The sequence below is a fragment of the Tsuneonella sp. CC-YZS046 genome (assembly GCF_035581365.1).
Lineage (GTDB): Bacteria > Pseudomonadota > Alphaproteobacteria > Sphingomonadales > Sphingomonadaceae > JAWKXU01.
In genome coordinates, this window is record NZ_CP141590.1 from 2,995,139 (window position 1) to 3,011,845 (window position 16,707).

At 64.9% G+C, this 16,707-nt stretch carries 13 protein-coding genes and 1 riboswitch; of the genes, 3 read left to right on the forward strand and 10 right to left on the reverse strand.

The window, feature by feature from the left end:
- Nucleotide 1 precedes the first annotated feature (1 nt).
- From cobW to U8326_RS14750, 7 genes are all read right to left on the reverse strand, one after another.
- Entirely contained in the window at nt 2-1,039 is a 1,038-nt protein-coding gene (cobW, locus tag U8326_RS14720) for a cobalamin biosynthesis protein CobW (RefSeq protein WP_324741138.1), read from the reverse strand.
- A complete protein-coding gene (locus U8326_RS14725) occupies nt 1,036-1,851 on the reverse strand; it encodes an ABC transporter ATP-binding protein (protein WP_324741140.1) in 816 nt (271 codons plus the stop codon). Before U8326_RS14725 ends, cobW begins: the two co-directional genes overlap by 4 nt.
- Nucleotides 1,848-2,870, reverse strand: a complete 1,023-nt coding sequence (locus tag U8326_RS14730) for an iron ABC transporter permease (protein WP_324741142.1) — start codon at nt 2,868-2,870, stop codon at nt 1,848-1,850. The genes U8326_RS14725 and U8326_RS14730 overlap by 4 nt, the downstream gene beginning before the upstream one ends.
- Complete coding sequence (locus U8326_RS14735) at nt 2,867-3,709, reverse strand: ABC transporter substrate-binding protein (protein WP_324741144.1); 843 nt, start codon at nt 3,707-3,709, stop codon at nt 2,867-2,869. Before U8326_RS14735 ends, U8326_RS14730 begins: the two co-directional genes overlap by 4 nt.
- Nucleotides 3,709-4,266 (reverse strand): DUF7676 family protein, encoded by a 558-nt coding sequence (locus U8326_RS14740; protein ID WP_324741146.1) that lies wholly within the window; start codon nt 4,264-4,266, stop codon nt 3,709-3,711. Before U8326_RS14740 ends, U8326_RS14735 begins: the two co-directional genes overlap by 1 nt.
- 58 nt (nt 4,267-4,324) lie before the next feature.
- A complete protein-coding gene (locus U8326_RS14745) occupies nt 4,325-6,250 on the reverse strand; it encodes a TonB-dependent receptor plug domain-containing protein (protein WP_324741147.1) in 1,926 nt (641 codons plus the stop codon).
- Nucleotides 6,251-6,468: 218 nt separating this feature from the next.
- A riboswitch (cobalamin riboswitch) is annotated at nt 6,469-6,722 on the reverse strand.
- Between the two features lie 149 nt (nt 6,723-6,871).
- The gene (locus U8326_RS14750) at nt 6,872-7,372 is read right to left on the reverse strand and encodes a YybH family protein (RefSeq protein WP_324741148.1); all 501 of its coding nucleotides are present in this window, start codon (nt 7,370-7,372) and stop codon (nt 6,872-6,874) included.
- A 222-nt stretch (nt 7,373-7,594) separates the two neighbouring features.
- Here U8326_RS14750 and U8326_RS14755 point away from each other — a divergent pair, with 222 nt between their 5' ends.
- Together U8326_RS14755 and U8326_RS14760 are read left to right on the forward strand one after the other, a co-directional pair.
- Nucleotides 7,595-10,432, forward strand: coding sequence for a TonB-dependent receptor (locus U8326_RS14755; RefSeq protein ID WP_416385489.1), 2,838 nt, complete (start codon nt 7,595-7,597; stop codon nt 10,430-10,432).
- Entirely contained in the window at nt 10,432-11,463 is a 1,032-nt protein-coding gene (locus tag U8326_RS14760) for a phytase (RefSeq protein WP_324741149.1), read from the forward strand. Before U8326_RS14755 ends, U8326_RS14760 begins: the two co-directional genes overlap by 1 nt.
- 81 nt (nt 11,464-11,544) lie before the next feature.
- Here U8326_RS14760 and U8326_RS14765 read toward each other — a convergent pair whose 3' ends face one another.
- The gene (locus tag U8326_RS14765) at nt 11,545-12,105 is read right to left on the reverse strand and encodes a YqgE/AlgH family protein (RefSeq protein WP_324741150.1); all 561 of its coding nucleotides are present in this window, start codon (nt 12,103-12,105) and stop codon (nt 11,545-11,547) included.
- Nucleotides 12,106-12,176: 71 nt separating this feature from the next.
- Nucleotides 12,177-14,117: an asparagine synthase (glutamine-hydrolyzing) gene (gene asnB / locus U8326_RS14770; RefSeq protein WP_324741151.1), complete on the reverse strand. Its 1,941-nt coding sequence runs from the start codon at nt 14,115-14,117 to the stop codon at nt 12,177-12,179.
- Between the two features lie 184 nt (nt 14,118-14,301).
- On the opposite strand from asnB, the gene U8326_RS14775 reads away from it, so the two are divergent.
- Nucleotides 14,302-14,967, forward strand: coding sequence for a PilZ domain-containing protein (locus U8326_RS14775; RefSeq protein WP_324741152.1), 666 nt, complete (start codon nt 14,302-14,304; stop codon nt 14,965-14,967).
- A 75-nt stretch (nt 14,968-15,042) separates the two neighbouring features.
- Here U8326_RS14775 and U8326_RS14780 read toward each other — a convergent pair whose 3' ends face one another.
- Complete coding sequence (locus U8326_RS14780) at nt 15,043-16,641, reverse strand: helicase HerA-like domain-containing protein (protein WP_324741154.1); 1,599 nt, start codon at nt 16,639-16,641, stop codon at nt 15,043-15,045.
- Between the last annotated feature and the right edge of the window lie 66 nt (nt 16,642-16,707).

Sequence of the window (16,707 nt, forward strand, 5' to 3'; positions counted from 1 at the left end):
GTCAGCCCAGCATTTCCGCCAGCCCCGTTTCGATCGCCCCGCGGTCCAGCCCTTTCTGGCCGATGACGACGAGCTGCGTGCGGCGCGGCTCTTGCGCGCTCCACGCCCGGTCGAAATGATGCTGGATGCGCGGCCCTACCCCTTGCAGGACGAGGCGGCCGGGCTTGCCCGACAGCGCGACCATGCCCTTCACCCGCAGGATGTCGTGAGAGGCGATCAACTCGCCCAGCCGCCCGAGCAAGGCGTCGAGTTCGCCCACTTCCCCGCCGCGCACCACGAAGCTGTCGAAATCGTCATGATCGTGATCGTCGTCTTCCGCGTCATGGTGGGAAGGGCGGGCTTCCAGATCGTCTTCCGCCCCGGCGAGCAGGCCCAGCAGCGCGGCGGGATCGATCGCGCCATGATCGGCCCGGACCAGCTTCACGCCCTCGCGGGTTTCCTTCGCCAGATCGGCTTCGAGCCGGGCCAGCGTGCCCTCGTCCACCAGATCGGTCTTGTTGAGGATGACCATGTCGGCGCAGGCAAGCTGGTCCTCGAACAGTTCCTCCAGCGGGCTGTCATGATCGAGATTGGGATCGGCCGCCCGCGCCGCCGCCAGCGCCGCCTCGTCGGCCGCAAAGCGTCCGGCGGCCACGGCATCGGCGTCGATCAGCGCGACCACCCCATCCACCGTGGCGCGGGTGCGGATGTCGGGCCACTGGAACGCCTTCACCAGCGGCTTGGGCAGCGCGAGGCCCGATGTCTCGATGATGATGTGCTCGGGCGGGTTCGGCCGGTCGAGCAGCTTCTGCATGGTCGGCAGGAAATCGTCCGCCACGGTGCAGCAGATGCAGCCATTGGCCAGTTCCACGATGTCCCCTTCCGGGCAGGCTTCGTCGTTGCAGCCTTTCACCAGCTCGCCGTCCACCCCGACATCGCCGAACTCGTTGATGACCAGCGCCAGCCTGCGCCCTTTGGCATTGCGCAGCAGGTGGCGGATCAGCGTGGTCTTGCCCGCGCCGAGGAAGCCGGTGATGACGGTTGCCGGGACTTTGCTCATGCCTCTTCTCCTTTGTGTGAGGGATGGGATGCGTGGTCCCGCAGGGCCTGCCAGGGGATCACGAAACGCTCCAATTCATGCGCGCCGTGATGGCCGGACACGCGATAATGCCGCGCGAGGCCCGGCGGCGAGAGCACGTCATGCGGCGGTCCGTCCGCCACCAGCCGCCCTTCGTGCAGCATAATGAGCCGGTCGCAGAAGCGGGAGGCGAGCGCGAGATCGTGCAGCACCGCGATCACCAGCGCGCCACGCTCTGCCTCTTCGCGCAGCAGGCCCATGATCCGCAGCGCATGGCGCGGATCGAGCGCGCCGACCGGCTCGTCCGCGATCAGGATCGGCGCTTCGACCGCCAGCGCGCGAGCCAGCAGCACGCGGGCGCGTTCGCCGCCGGAGAGCGATTGCACGTCCCGGTCCGCCATGGAGGTCAGGTCCGCCCGGGCAAGCGCGCGCTCGATCGCCGCTTCATCCGCCGGGGAGAGGGTACCGAAACGGCCGAGATAAGGCCCTCGGCCCAGCGCCACGGTCGCACGCGCGGCAAGCGGCCAATGCACCGCGTCGCCCTGCGGCAGATAGGCGATCAGCCGCGCGGCATCGCGGCGGGCCATGGCGGAGAGCGGCACGCCGTCCACCGCGACTATCCCTGCGCTTGGCGGCAGCAGGCCCGCGATGGCCCGCCCCAGGGTCGATTTTCCCGCGCCATTGGGGCCGACCAGCCCCAGCAGCGTGCCGCCATCGGCCGTGAAGCCGATGTCCCGCAGCACCGGACGGCGCCCGATCGGAACCGAGAGATGGTCGAGCGAAAGGCGGGTCATGCCAATTGCCGCCGCAGATGGAGGACGAGATAGAGGAAGAACGGCGTGCCGAGCAGCGAGGTCAGTACGCCGAGCTGGAGTTCGGGGCCGACCGCGATCAGCCGCACGACGATATCCGCCGCCAGCACCAGCGCGCCGCCGCCGATGATGCTGGGCAGGACGATCCGGCTGGGCACCTGGCCCACCAGCGGGCGGATCAGATGCGGCATCATCAGCCCCACGAAGCCGACCGAGCCGGTCACCGCCACGCCCGCGCCCACGGCCAGGCTGGTGCCGGTGATCGCCATCGCCCGCAGCCTTGGCGTATTGAGGCCGAGGCTGCGCGCCGCATCCTCGCCCAGCGCCAGCAGGTCGAGCGAAGGCGCGGCGGCGAGCAGGATGACAAGGCCGATCAGGATGAACGGAGCGGCCAGCCGCACTTCGGCGAAAGTGCGGTCCTTCACCGATCCCAGCAGCCACATCGCGATCTCGCTGACTGCCCAGGGATTGGTGGAAAGGTTCATCGCCAGCGAAGTGAGCGCGATCGATATGCCACTGATCCCCGAGCCGACGAGGATCAGCGTCAGCGTGCTGCCGCTGTCCTTCGCCACATAGAGCAGGATCACGGTGGCGAGCCCGGCGCCGATCATCGCGCAGGCCGGCAGCCACAGCGGCACGATGCCGGCGAGGCCGAAATAGATCGCGATCACCGCGCCGAGGCTCGCCGCGCCGGAAATGCCGAGCGTGGTCGGCTCGGCCAGCGGATTGTGCAGCAGCCCCTGCAGCACCGCGCCCGCGCCGCCCAGCGAGGCGCCCAGCAGCACGGCGAGCAGCATGCGGGGCATACGCAGTTCCTGCACGATGATCCCGCTCGCCGGATCGGCCAGCCCGAAAGCGGCCTTGACGAGGCGCGGCAGCGGGATGGGGACATAGCCGATCGTCAGTGAGCCAAGCATCAGCAGGACGAGAACAAGCGAGAGGATACCGCACAAGGCGGCGGTTCCGATGCGGGGAACGGCTGATCCGGGGCCCTGGGTCATTTGCGGTTCTTTCCGGGAAGCCGGCGGCGTTCGGCGGCGAGCTGTTCCACCGCCTCCACCAGCAGCGGGCTGCCGCAGTTCCAGTATTTGCCGTGGACGTTGAGCACCGGCCGCGTGCGCGCCTTGCCCCAGAGCACCGGATTGCGGCGCAGGGTCGCCGACGCGCGCGTGCTGGTGTCGAAATAGCTTACGGCGAACATGTCGGGCGGATCGAGCACCACGCGTTCGACCGGCACGCCTTCCCACAGCGGCGGTCCCCATTCGCGCTGGAGATTGCGGAACCCGGCCGCGGTGAGCGAAATATCGACGAAGGTGCCCGCCCCGGCCCCGCCGCCGTCGGGGCGGTAATAGATCACGGTCGGCCAGTCGGAGCGGGGCGCGGCCGCGCGCGCGCGGGTAAGCCGGGCGCGCATGTCGGCGATCACCGCTTCGCCACGGGGCCGTTGGCCGAGCGCCTGGGCGATCTCGCGCGTCATCTGCTCGACCTCTGCCCATTCATTGGCGAGCGGAACCTGCACCACCTTCACGCCAAAGCGGGCAAGGGCTTCGGCGCTGCGCTGGTCCATCGCATCGCTGACCAGCAGCAGCTTCGCGCCGGAGGCGATGATCTCCTCGGCCGCTCCGCGATTGGCGGGAAAGCCGCGCGCTCGCCCGGCATAGAAGGAAAGCGGGCCGGTGGCCTGGGCGGACACGGACGCGATCTGCGCCCGGTCGCCCAGCATCAGCAGCATCTGGTCGGCGCACAGGCCGAAGGACGCAGCACGGGGCAGCGGGCGCGCGGCCGAGGCGGGCACGGCGGCGAAAGCCGCCGCCGTCATGAAGGCCAGCGCCCGGCGCATCACCGGAAGCCCTTGCCCAACGTATCGCGCCCGTCGGGATCGTGCCCGGCATAGGTCTTCAAGGTGTGGTGCCACAGCGCGAGGCGGCTCCAGTCGGGCGTATCGGCCAGCCCGTCCTCATCGGTCAGGAACGGGTTGGGGAAATAGATGCTGAGGGTGGATTCCCCCTTGCCGTTCTCCACCCGCAGCGACCAGGTGACGGGATCGCCATGCTTGTCCATTCCGCGCACCAGCTCGCATTTGCCGGGGCGGCGGTGGGCCACGATTTCCGGCTCCGCCCTGGATTCCCCGATGCAGAGGTGGAAATGGCCGCCCCGGCCCCAATGGACCGTGAAATAGCCGTCGCCGACATTGATGGATTTCGGCGGTCCCGGGCAACGCAGCTCATAGGCTCCGCCCTGGATCATCGGGCCGAAGGTCAGTTCGGCCCAGTGGTTTTCGAACAGGTCGCGGAACAGGGTTTCGAGGAAATCCTCGTCCAGCGGGAGCGCCCAGATTTCGGTCTTCAGCCTGCCGTCCTCGTGCCGTTCCTCGATCTTCGCGATCTTGGCCATCATGTTTCTCCTTGGAAAAAACAGGGCGGCGCCAGTTTCAGCGCCGCCCTGCCGAAGACATTCAGAAGCTCTGCCGGATTCCTGCGTAGAAACTCAGCCCCGCCGTGCCGTAACCGGCTTCGGTTTGGTATTTTTCATCGAGGAGATTTTCGATGCGGCCCGTAAGTTCGGTTTTCTCGAAAAGATTCAACCGCCCGGCGAGCGTTATCACGACAGGATTGTCCAGCTTCACTATCTGCGAAGGGAATGTGCTGAAGTCGGTGTCGAGCGTGTCGCTCCAATAGCTGGCCGTGAGGTTCAGATTGGCGCGCTCGTTGAGGAAGGTGTAATTCATATTGCCCGAGATGTAGTGCCGGGGGCGATTTTGCAGCCGTTCACCTGTCGCGGCCCTCACCTGGTTGTTGGTGTAGGCCACCCGAACGCTGAGCGCTTCGTTCGGATTCCAGGCGAGCGAGGCTTCGACGCCCTTCGATCGCGTCCTTCCTGGAACGTTGAAATAATTGGGTTCCGGGTCGCCGAAGCCGATGAAGTTGATCTTGTTCCTGGTGTCGATCTGGAAATAGACGACTTCGAGCTGCAGCGTATCGTCGGCGAGCTTCTGCTCGATGCCGAGATCCCAGCTCTTGCTGGTCTCGGGTTTGAGGTTGATGTTGCCGAACAGCGGATCGCCGCAGCAGCGGCCATATAGCTCGAACAGGCTGGGCGCCCTGAAACCTGTCGAATAGCTGCCCTTCAGCTTCGTTCCGGTGGCGGCGATATTGTAGGCAGCCGTGCCGCGATAGGTATCGAATGTCCCGAATGTCTCATGGTCGTCGATGCGAACACCCGCCGACAGATACAGCGATTCGAACAGGCCCAGCTGATAAAGCGCGTAGAACCCGTTGTTCCTCACGGAAATGCGATCGGAAACCGCGTCGCTCCGCATGCGATCGTTCTTGGTTTCAGCGCCGAAGACGAGCACGTTGTCGGCGTCGATGGCATAGGAGCCCTGGAAGTCGAACTTGGTTCGGTCGCCGTAGTAGAAATAGGAATCGGCCCCGTTATCGAAGCCTTCCCGCTCGTTACGGGCATAGGAAGCACCGAACTCGCCCCGCAGCGCCCCATCCAGCAGGCTGAAGCCGGTGGAAAGACGCCCCGAATATTGGAGGAAGTCATCGCCGACGTCGGGGTCGTCGCAGTATGGGCCGCCGCAGGCGTCATAATTCAACGTGCCTTCGGCGTAGCGATAGACCGCCTTTGCATACCAATCGTCCGAAAATTGATAGTCGAAACGGCCGCTGCTGGAGAAATTCTTGTATTTTTCGCCTTCGGAATTGCCGGGAAGGTTTTCGTCGGCGGCGGAGAAGCCGTCGGTGTGCAGATATTGCAAGTCGACCGAGTAACCGAAGCGATCATTCGCCAGGCCGCCCCGGATCTGACCGCCCAGCAGATAGGTGCCGTAGCTGCCGCCTTCGCCGAATATCGAACCTGTCAGGGGGCCTGAGCCGCGCTTCGAGACGATATTGATGACGCCCCCGATCGCTTCGCTGCCGTACAGCACGCTCTGAGAGCCGCGCAGCACTTCGATGCGTTCGATGTTGGTGGCGAGAAGCTGGGAGAAATCGAAGGCCGTCTGGCTGCGGCTGGGATCGGAAACCTCGACGCCATCGATCAGGACGAATGTGCCTTCAGGATTCTGGCCGCGCAATTTCAGGCTGGAATCGGTTCCGCGCGCACCGAACTGGGCAACGGAAAGGCCGGGCGTCGTTTGCAAGGCGTCCAGCACGAAACGAGTCTGCCGGTTTTCAAGCTCCTTCGCGGTGATCACCGTGATGGAGGAACCGATCTTGCCGATGTCCGTCGGAACACGGGTCGCGGTGACCACTATGTCGCTGCCATCCGGTTCGGCATTGCCGGCGGAGGCGGCGCTGTCTGTGGCCGTGTCCGCCAGCGCGGGCGTGGCGGTCGCCATGGCCGACAATGAGACGAGATAGATTATTTTCTTCATGGGTTAACCCCCCTGGCGCCAGAGCAACTGGCGGCGGGGGCGAACCGGCGCGTTCGCGATCAGGCCGGTGCGGGCACCAGCCAGGCGAACGAACGGCCGGCCAGCGCAGGCGGGCGGGCGCATATCGCCCACGCAGCGCATGACCGTGCGGCCCCAGCCGCATTGGTTCGTCGCTCAGACGGAGGTTTACCGTGCCATGGCCATCCCCTGGACCGCGGCAAGAGCGACCATGCGCCGGCAGGTCTCCTGGCTCGCGGGTCATAGCTTGATGCACGGCCTTCCCAAGCCCGCATGTTTCAGCAACCGGCCCAGTGGCTGTTTCCCCGCCCCTTATCGTTGGGGGGAAACGATGTGCATCGCGCTCGCCGCTTACAGTTGCAGGGACAGCCTCGGATTCGGATCGGCCGAAAAGCCTTTCCTCACCGCGTTCCCGAATTAAGCCCTCTCGGGCACCGGCGCGATCATGAAAGCGGGCAAGCCCGCCTTCGCAGGCGCACATAAGCCAAATTCAAAAGGAAGCCAATCCTTCATTGCAATGCATCCATCTCTCGCCAGCGCTGGACGATTTCAGACGCATCCGGCCGGCTTCGCCGCGCCTGCTCAACAGGCGGGCCAGTGCTGTCAGGGGCTATCGGGGCCGGTGGCGCGGATGTTGAAGTCGGAAACTATTTTCCAATCCGCCGTTCCAATTTTCTGCCAGACGGTCTGGTTCTTCCCGACGATCGTGGCCGGTTGGCCGTTGGCCTGGGTGTAGGTGTTGGCGAAATCGCCGGTTGTGACCGCAAGGTCGCCACTTTCGGAAATCCATGCCTGGCTTGAGGTCATGTCATAAGCGAATGCGCTATCGTTCAGCATGATTTTGAAGGCCTTGCCTATCGCGTCAAGGCCGACCAGCGGGTCGGAGCCTGGCACGACCAGCGTCGCATCCGGCGCATACCGGCTGATCGCCTCGTCCACGTTCCGCGCGCTCATGGCGGCAAGTTGCTCCTGCTCGGCCTGGCGGACCGCGCTCAGAGTCACGCTGGGGCTGTTCGCACCCGCCCCGGCTTCGTCGGCCTTTTTGTCCGAGCAGGAACCGAGCAGCACCAGCAATGCGACGAGGAAAATAGAGGCACGAGTCATGACAAACCTCTGAAAGCTGTCGCCAGCTTACCACAGGAATGCGACCGATGCAGCCATCTGTGCCGGGCGAGCGAATCCCGGGCTGGCCGCCAATCTTCCAGCCCCGATCTTCCGGCGCTGCCAGTGTAACCGAATTGTCACGGCTCTTTCATCAACCCATCACATGCTTGCTGCAGGGGCGCCCTCGAAGACGCGTAAAATCGCCAAACGAGGGAAATCGACATGACCTATTCGCGTGCCTGCCGCCGCCGCATTCTGCTTGCCGCCGCACTTGCCGGCGGCTCCATGCTGGCGACCCCAGCCCTGGCCGGAGAAGTCGCCGGTTCGGTCATGGATTCGTCCGGCACCATGGCGCTCAATTCCGCGCAATTGCGGATCGTCGAACTCAACCGCGTGACGGTCGCCGCTCGCGACGGCAGCTTTCGCTTCGTGGATGTTCCAGCCGGCAGCTATACGCTGGAAGCGCAGTATATCAGCGCGGACACGGTGCAGCAGACGATCGAGGTGCCGGTCAGTGGCGTAGTCACCGCGAATCTCGCGCTGGGCGGCGAAACCGCCAGCCAGATCCTGGTGCTGGGCCAGCAAGCCAACCTCGCCAGTTCCCTCTCGCGCCAGCGCTCGGCCGATGGCGTCGAAAGCGTGCTGACGCGCGATGGCGTAGGCCAGTTTCCCGATCAGAACGTGGCCGAATCGCTGCGCCGCCTGCCTGGCCTCAATATCCTCAACGACCAGGGCGAAGGCCGCTTCGTTTCGGTTCGCGGCCTCGACCCGGAACTCAACGCGGCTTCGATCAACGGCACGCGCATTCCCGCACCGGAAAGCGATGTCCGGTCCGTGGCGCTCGACGTGATCCCGGCCGAGTTGATCGAATCGATCGAGGTCAAGAAATCGCTGACCCCGGATATGGATGGAGACACCATCGGCGCGTCGATCGAGATCAACACCACCAGCGCTTTCGATCGCAAGAAGGATCTGCTCTCGATCAAGCTCGAAGGCAGCTACAATGATTATTCCGAAGAGCTGACCCCCAAGGGCAGCCTGGATTTCTCGAAGAAGCTGAGCGACAATTTCGGCATTGCGGGCGGCTTCAGCTACTACAAGCGCAAGTTCGAAAGCGACAATATCGAGGCGGCGGACTGGGACGAGGTGGACGGCGCGGTCTTCGCCCGCGAGTTGCAGTATCGCGATTACGACGTGGCGCGCGAGCGCATCGGCGGCTCGCTGAGCTTCGACTGGCGCCCTTCCGACACCACCAAGCTCTATGCCCGCGGCCTTTACAGCCAGTTCGAGGATCAGGAATTCCGCGGCGACGTGATCTTCATCCTGGACGAGGACGAGATCGATCCGCGAGCGGGCAACGCCACTTCCGCATCCTTCGTGGATGAGGACGGCCGGATCGAAGTCCGCCGCCGGATGAAGGATCGCTTCGAACGCCAGCGGATCAAATCGGTGACCGTTGGCGGCGAAACCGAGGCAGGCCCCTGGAAGGCGACCTATTCCGGCTCGTGGTCGGAATCGAGCGAACGCGAGAACGGATCGATCGACCCGACCCGTTTTCGCGCCCGGTTCAATGACGATGGCGTCGGCCTCGATTTCGATTATTCGAACTCTCGCAAGCCGCTCTATTCCATCACCAGCGGCGCGGACCTGTTCCTCGATCCGTCGGAATACGGCTTCAACGAGCTGGAACGCACCACGCTTTCCAACTCGAAGGACCGCGAATATGTAGCGAAGGGCGACCTTTCGCGCGAATTCGCCACCGCGGGCGGCAGCTTCACCATTCAGGCGGGCGGCAAGGCTCGCTGGCGCAAGAAGTCATACGATCTCCAGGCGGACGTATATGACGATTACGACGGGGATTATTCCCTGGCCGACGTGCTGGGCAAGCAGACCTATCGTATCACGGATATTCTGCCGTTGCCGAGCCATCATGCCCCGACCGACTTCTTCTATGCCAATCAGGGCAATTTCGTCCTCAATCCGATCGACACCGCGATCAATTCGAATTCTTCCGACTATGCGGTGAAGGAAGACATCGTCGCGGGCTATCTGCTTGGCCGCTGGGACAGCGCGCAGTTGCGGATAATCGGCGGTGTCCGGATGGAGCGCACCAAGAACGACATCCGCGCGAAACTGACCCAATTCGTCGAGGAAGGCGAGGAATATGAAGGCGTGGAGCTGGATGAGGATACGGTGTTCGTATCGCCCAATCGCTTCACCCGTTCCTATACCGACTGGCTGCCAAGCCTGACCCTGCGTTATGAGCCGCAGCGCAATCTGGTTCTGCGCGCGGCGGGATACAAGAGCCTCGTCCGCCCCAAGCTTTCCAACCTCGCTCCGCGTTTCGAGCTGGACGAGGATCTCGAAGCGGTGGTCGGCAATCCGAACCTCAAGCCTTACAGTGCCTGGAACTTCGACGCATCGGTGGAATGGTATTTCGGCCAGAATTCGGCGCTGACCGGCGGGTTCTTCTGGAAGTCGATCAAGGATTTCGTGGTCGAGCAGCACATCTCGGAGCCGGGGACGATCTACGGCGTCGATTATGAGGAGCTGACCACCTACATCAATGGCGACAAGGCCAAGATCAAGGGCTTCGAACTGTCCTACAATCAGGTCTTCAGCTTCCTGCCCGCGCCGCTGGATGGGCTGCTGTTCAATGCCAACTACACCTATACCGACGCCAAGGGCACGGTGCTGAACGATGGCGACGTCACCGATCCGCGGCGGATTCCGCTGGCGGCGTCATCCAAGCACACCTTCAACATTGTGGTGGGCTATGAAAAGGGTCCGATCTCGCTGCGCGCGGCCGGAACCTATCGCAGCAAATATCTGGACGAGCTGGGCGGCGAGGCGGAAGAAGATCGCTATGTCGCCGATCATTTCCAGCTCGACCTCAGCGCCAAATATCGGATCACCGACGGCGTGCGCCTGTTCGCCGAATGGATCAACGTCACGGACGCACCCTACTTCGCCTACCAGAACTTCGCCGGCAGCCGTCGCCTGCTGCAATACGAAGAATATAGCTGGACGGCCAAGTTCGGCGTAATGGCGAACTTCTGATGCGCCTGCGGCGGAGTCCTCTTCTCGCCCCGGCCGTGCTTGCCGCGCTTGCGGCCGGGGGCTGCGCCACCGTCCCGATTACCGGCGATCCGGCGGTCGAGGTCTTCGCCACGGGCGAAACCGAGCCTGTCGGAACCGGCAACGCGGATGCGGCGGACGACCCGGCGATCTGGCGCAATCCGGAAAACCCGGCGGCGAGCCTGATCGTGGCGACGGACAAGAAGGCCGGCCTCCATGTCTACGACCTGTCGGGCAAGAGCCGGTTCTTCGATCCGGCCGGGCTGCTCAACAATGTCGATCTGGTCGATATGGTGGCGGCGGGCATCATCGTCGTCGCCAGCGACCGCAACGATCCGGCCCATGCGCAATTGCGGCTCTACCGGCTCGATCCGGCGACGCCCGCCCTGCAGCCGCTGGGCACCGTCGATGGGGGCGTCGGTGAAGGCTACGGCATCTGCCTGTGGCGCAAGGGCGACCGGCTGCACGCCTTTTCCGTGCTGAAGGACGGCACGGTCAACGAATATGCGCTGGATCTCGGCGCCGAGCCGCGTTCCACCCTGGTGCTGGCCCGCAAGCTGGCGACCCAGGCGGAAGGCTGCGTCGCCGATCCGCGCGACGGCACGCTCTATGTCGGCGAAGAGGATGTCGGCATCTGGCGGTTCCGCGAGGGGGACGCCAAGGGCGAGCTGGTGGCCCCGGTCGACAACCGCCAGCTGGTCGCCGATGTCGAAGGCCTGGCGCTCGTGACCGATGGGGATGGCGGCGGCTGGCTGGTTGCGTCCAGCCAGGGCGACAATGCCTTCGCCCGCTATCGCCTGCCGGACATGGCCCCCGCCGGCCGCTTCCGCGTGGCGGCGGGGCGCTTCGGCTCGACCGAGGAGACGGACGGCATCGCCTTGAGGGCCGGCGATTTCGGCCCGGATTATCCGGGCGGGCTGTTCATCGCGCAGGACGGGTTCAACGGATCGCAGGCCCAGAACTTCAAGCTGGTCCCCTGGCAGGCCATCGTGGATGCGCTTGGCCCGCGATGACTTTGCCCGAAATGATTCCGCCTGGGAGAATCCTGCCTGAGAGAATCATGATTGCCTGAATGAGGGCGCCGGCGGCGCGGCTCACGCGCTGCCGGTCGTGCTTGCGAGCAGGGCCGGCTCGATCCCTTCCGCCTTCCAGGTCTGCGTCCAGCGCTTTTGCGCCCTCGTATGGAACAGGATTTCCTGCCGCCCTTCGGCGGCGAACCAGCCATGGCGCTGCATTTCCCCGTCGAGCTGGCCCGGACCCCAGCCGGTATAGCCGAGCGCGATCAGCCATTGCGCCGGCCCTTCGCCCGCCGTGATCGCCTCCAGGATTTCCACCGATGCGGAAAAGGAGCAGAGCGAACCGACCTTGATCGTTTCCTCGCTGTCCCAGTCCTGCGAATGCAGGATGAAGCCGCGCCCCGGCTCGACCGGCCCGCCATGATGGACGGCGCAATCCGGCGCCTTGCCCCGGTCTATCCCGAGGTGCTCGAGCAGGCCGTGGAAACCGATATCGTTGCGTGTATGGCCTATGCCGATGCCGAGCGCGCCCTGAGCATCGTGCAGGCACATCGCGATCACCGCATGGTGGAAACGGGGATCGCCCATTCCCGGCATGGCCAGCAGCAACCGGCCGGCTAGATAGCTCGCCTCGCTCATGATCCATCTATACTACGCTGTAGCCAGGGCAAAAGCACTGGCCTCTTCCAACCGCCCATCGCGAGCGGCGATCAATTCGCGGGAGCTTCCCGCCTCCGGTCCGGCGTATCCGCCTGCTGGGCTCGCGCCTGCTGCCACCAGCAGCTGAACATCGCGATGGCGTAGAGTATCCGGCCATGATTGCGGAGGCCGGCCCGATGCTCGGCGAACAGGGCGTCCACCGCTTCCGGCCGCAGATAGCCGCTGTGCACCGCGCCGCTCTCGTGCCACGCTTCTTCGGCGAAGCTGCTGAAGTCGCCCCTGAACCATTCCCCGAAGGGAAGCTGGAAGCCGATCTTGCGCTTGGCGAAGGTGCCTTCGGGAAACCACGGCTCGATGGCCTTGCGCAGGGCATATTTGCCCACGTTGCCGCGCAGCTTCATCCGTGTCGGCATGGTCAGGGTCCAGTCCACGAAATCATGCGAGAGGAAAGGCACCCGCGCTTCCAGCGAATGGGCCATGCTGCCGCGATCCGAGCGATGCAGCAGGGAGCCGGGCATATGCACGGCGATATCGGCCAGCATGAATTGCTCCAGCGGGCTGAGCTTGCGCGCATCCGCCGACCCGAAATACTCCTGCTCGAGCCGCCTGAACCGGCCCGGCGCGTCCTGCCGGGCGAGGAAGCCCGGTTCATACAGGCGCGCGCGCACATCCGGCGTGGAAATCTGGGTGGCGGCGAAGAAGCGCTGGAAGCCGTTGTCGAGCGTGGCGGCATCGGAAAAGCGCCGGGCGTTCTGTTTCAGGTAGTTCCAGCGGGTCGAACCGGCCGGCAGCTTTTCGGCCAGCGCCAGCAGCGGGCCGAGCGCCTTGAGCGCGGGCTTCCATCGTGCCGCGAGCAGGGCCGTGCGCTGCCGCTTGTATCCCGCGAAGATCTCGTCCGATCCTTCGCCCGCCAGCACCACCTTGACGTGCTGCGCGGCCAGCTTCGACAAATGCCAGATCGGCACGGCTGCGGTGGCCGCGCATGGCTCGTCAAAGGCGGACTGGACGGCCGGCAGCAGGTCGCCTGCCATGGCGGGTTCCAGCGGCAGGACGATATGCTCGCATCCCAGATGCGCCGCGATCCGCCCGGCGGCGGCGGTCTCGTCGATCGAGGTGCCCGGAAAGCCCACTGTGAAGGCCTTGATCGGCTGGCTCGTCTCCCGGACCATCGCCGCCAGGATCGCGCTGGAATCGACGCCGCCCGAGAGGAAGGCGCCGACCGGCACGTCCGACAGCATATGCTTGCGGACGGTGTCCTGCAGGCGGCTGCGGGTTTCCTCGATCCATTCCGCTTCCGAGAGATCGTGGTGGGCATGGAAGCGGGGTTCCCAGAACGTGCGGATGCGCGCTTCCCCGGCGGGACCGATGCGCAGTACCTGGCCCGGCTCCAGCGTGCGCACCTGCCGGTAGATCGAGCGGGGCCGCTGGACATGGCCGAACATGAAGAAATCATGGGCGGCCCGTTCGTCCACGTCGAATTCATGCTCCGGCAGGACCAGCAGCGAACGGATCTCGGACGCGAAGGCGAGGCCGCCCCGCTGCTCGGTGATATAGAGCGGCTTGATGCCCAGCGGATCGCGGGCGAGGGTCAGGCTCCGTTCCGCCTTGTCCCAGATCGCCGCGGCATACATGCCCTGCAGGCGCAGCCAGGCATCGTCGCCCCAATGGACGAAGCTGGCGAGCAGGGTTTCCGTATCGCTATGGGTGGAGAAGGGGAAACCCGCCTGCTCCAGTTCGCGGCGCAATTCGGGGTGGTTGTAAATCTCGCCATTGAAGACGATCGCATAGCGCCCGTCGGCGGAGTGGATCGGCTGGTGCCCGCCCGCGATGTCGATGATGCTGAGCCGCCGCATGCCGAAGCCGAAATCGCCATCGGTCAGGATGCCGCTGTCGTCCGGGCCGCGATGAACGATCCGGTCGCACTGCTGTTCGAGGATATGGGGCGGCACCGGCCTCCCGCTTCTCCTGTACCATCCGGCAATGCCGCACATCGAGCGTTCCTTCCTGCCGCCCGCCTAATGGACCCCGCGCCGGATGGCCAGAGCCATGCAGGATTCCCGTCCCGGATGCGTCGATAACCTGAATTTAACCGTAATCCGGCAGATTGGCAGAACCGAAGCGAAATCGTTGGCGGGGGTGAGCGCCCCCGTGCGCCGGTTGTGGAGCAAGGCGAGTATGTCTGAACGAAGTCCTGCACAGCTGCCCGAAAGCGGGCAGGCCGGGCCAGACCACAGCGATCAGCGCGCTGCGCAGCGGTTCACGCTTCTGATCCGCAATGCGAAGATCGTATTCCCCTGCGGCGAATTCCTGTGCGTGATCCGCGATGTCTCCGCCACCGGCCTGCGCATAAAGGTCTTTCACGCGCTTCCTGACGAACAGCCGGAATATCTGGAGATGGCGACCGGCGAGCGTTACGGGGTTTCCGTGGTGTGGGCCGAGGATGGCCAGATGGGCCTGCGGTTCCTCGAGCAGCAGGACGTCGCCTGCCTCATTCGCGAAGAAGGGCCTTATCCGAAGCGCTCGCTGCGGATCATGCTCCAGCTACCGGCCCGGCTCAGGGCCGGCGGGGAAACCAGCGACGCGACGATCCTGAATCTTTCGCAATATGGCGCCAATGTGGAGTGCCGGGAGCGCCTGGCGATCGAGCAGCAGCTCATCCTGTCGGCGCGTCTGCTGCCCGATCTCGATGCCAAGGTCCGCTGGCGCAAGGGCGATCAATACGGCCTTTCCTTCCATCAGACCTTCAGCATGGACCAGCTCGCCCTGCTCGTCGCGCGGCTGCAGGCGCCGCATCTGGCGCCGCCCGTCAGCGCGACGGGCGCGCAAACCTCGCTCGCCTGACCGGAGCATTCCGGCCGGCCTGAGCCGCATCACCGCCTCGTCCGCACCGATCCCCGAAAGAAGAGCGCCCCGGCCCTAGCGCATCAGGCCGCCCATGAGGTTGCGGGCGAAGCGGCCCAGCCCCGGAAAGCCGAATGCCTTCCCGACCTCGGTGGCCACCGTGCCCGCCGCCGCGCTGGCAGCGGACGCCTTGGGGTTGGCGCGGCTCTTCTTGCCCTGCAGCGTGCTGGCCAGGATCGAGCCGGCGCTGGCTGCCGCCGCGCCCGCCGCCGCCTTGGCCACCTTGCCGCCCAGCCCGTCCCAGATGCTGGTGTTCTTGCGCTCCTGCCGGGCGACTTCCTCGGAGCCTTTCTCGGCCACTTCCTCGGCGGTCGCGGCGGCATCGGCCGCCTTCTGCGCCAGCACTTCCTCGGCCAATTCGCGATTGACGAGCTGGTCGTATTTCCCTTCGACCGGGCTGATCGACTGGATGATCGCCCGCTCCTTCGGCTCGACCGGGCCGAGGCGGGAACGCGGCGGCTTGATCAATGCGCGCTGCACGATAGAGGGCGCCCCGTCTTCCATCAGCGTGGAAACCAGCGCCTCGCCCACTTTCAGCTCGGTAATCGCCGTTTCGACATTCAGGTCCGGATTGATGCGGAATGTGTCCGCCGCCGCCTTGATCGCCTTCTTGTCGCGCGGGGTGAAGGCGCGCAGCGCGTGCTGCACCCGGTTGCCGAGCTGCCCGGCGACATTTTCCGGGATGTCGATGGGATTCTGGGTGACGAAATAGACGCCCACGCCCTTGGAGCGGATCAGACGGACTACCTGCTCCACCTTGTCCAGCAGCGCCTTGGGTGCATCGTCGAACAGCAGGTGCGCCTCATCGAAGAAGAACACCAGCTTCGGCTTGTCCGGATCGCCCACCTCGGGCAGCACCTCGAACAGTTCGGCCAGCAGCCACAGCAGGAAAGTGGCGTAGAGCTTGGGGCTTTGCATCAGCCGGTCGGCGGCGAGGATGTTGATGTAGCCCCGGCCCTTTTCGTCCACCTTGAGGAAGTCCGCGATCTCCAGCGCCGGTTCGCCGAAGAACTTGTCCGCGCCCTGGCTTTCGAACGACAGCAGCTGGCGCTGGATCGCGCCGATGCTCTGCTTCGTGACATTGCCGTATTTGGTGGTCAGCGCCGATGCATGTTCTGCGGTATAGGCCAGCATCGCCTGCAGGTCGGGCAGGTCCAGCAGCAGCAGGCCCTGTTCGTCCGCAAAGCGGAAGACGATGTTGAGCACGCCTTCCTGCGTATCGTTGAGATCGAGCAGGCGCGCCAGCAGCAGCGGCCCCATCTCGCTGATCGTGGTGCGGATCGGGTGGCCCTGCGCGCCGTAGAGATCCCAGAAGATCGCGGGATTGTCGGCATAGGCATAATCGGTCATGCCCAGCTCCTTCGCCCGCGCCTCCAGCTTGTCGGCGTTCTTGAACGCGGGAGAGCCGGCCATCGATATGCCGGAAAGATCGCCCTTCACATCGGCCAGGAACACAGGCACGCCATTGGCCGAAAAGCTTTCCGCAATACCTTGCAGGGTAACCGTCTTGCCGGTGCCCGTGGCCCCCGCGATCAGCCCATGCCGGTTGGCCCGGCCAAGATTGAGAACCTGCCTTTCGCCATTCGCGCCAAGCCCGATGAAGATCTCACCCATCCACCTACCTCCAAGCCGTTCGGTCGCTTCGATGTGTGGAACAGGCGCACCCGTCCGGTCAAGCGC

What these genes read in the sequence shown, in the direction of transcription:
- cobW (WP_324741138.1), bottom strand. Translation starts at nt 1,039, where the DNA reads ATGAGCAAAGTCCCGGCAACCGTCATCACCGGCTTCCTCGGCGCGGGC.
- U8326_RS14725 (WP_324741140.1), bottom strand. Translation starts at nt 1,851, where the DNA reads ATGACCCGCCTTTCGCTCGACCATCTCTCGGTTCCGATCGGGCGCCGT.
- U8326_RS14730 (WP_324741142.1), bottom strand. Translation starts at nt 2,870, where the DNA reads ATGACCCAGGGCCCCGGATCAGCCGTTCCCCGCATCGGAACCGCCGCC.
- U8326_RS14735 (WP_324741144.1), bottom strand. Translation starts at nt 3,709, where the DNA reads ATGCGCCGGGCGCTGGCCTTCATGACGGCGGCGGCTTTCGCCGCCGTG.
- U8326_RS14740 (WP_324741146.1), bottom strand. Translation starts at nt 4,266, where the DNA reads ATGATGGCCAAGATCGCGAAGATCGAGGAACGGCACGAGGACGGCAGG.
- U8326_RS14745 (WP_324741147.1), bottom strand. Translation starts at nt 6,250, where the DNA reads ATGAAGAAAATAATCTATCTCGTCTCATTGTCGGCCATGGCGACCGCC.
- U8326_RS14750 (WP_324741148.1), bottom strand. Translation starts at nt 7,372, where the DNA reads ATGACTCGTGCCTCTATTTTCCTCGTCGCATTGCTGGTGCTGCTCGGT.
- U8326_RS14755 (WP_416385489.1), top strand. Translation starts at nt 7,595, where the DNA reads ATGACCTATTCGCGTGCCTGCCGCCGCCGCATTCTGCTTGCCGCCGCA.
- U8326_RS14760 (WP_324741149.1), top strand. Translation starts at nt 10,432, where the DNA reads ATGCGCCTGCGGCGGAGTCCTCTTCTCGCCCCGGCCGTGCTTGCCGCG.
- U8326_RS14765 (WP_324741150.1), bottom strand. Translation starts at nt 12,105, where the DNA reads ATGAGCGAGGCGAGCTATCTAGCCGGCCGGTTGCTGCTGGCCATGCCG.
- asnB (WP_324741151.1), bottom strand. Translation starts at nt 14,117, where the DNA reads ATGTGCGGCATTGCCGGATGGTACAGGAGAAGCGGGAGGCCGGTGCCG.
- U8326_RS14775 (WP_324741152.1), top strand. Translation starts at nt 14,302, where the DNA reads ATGTCTGAACGAAGTCCTGCACAGCTGCCCGAAAGCGGGCAGGCCGGG.
- U8326_RS14780 (WP_324741154.1), bottom strand. Translation starts at nt 16,641, where the DNA reads ATGGGTGAGATCTTCATCGGGCTTGGCGCGAATGGCGAAAGGCAGGTT.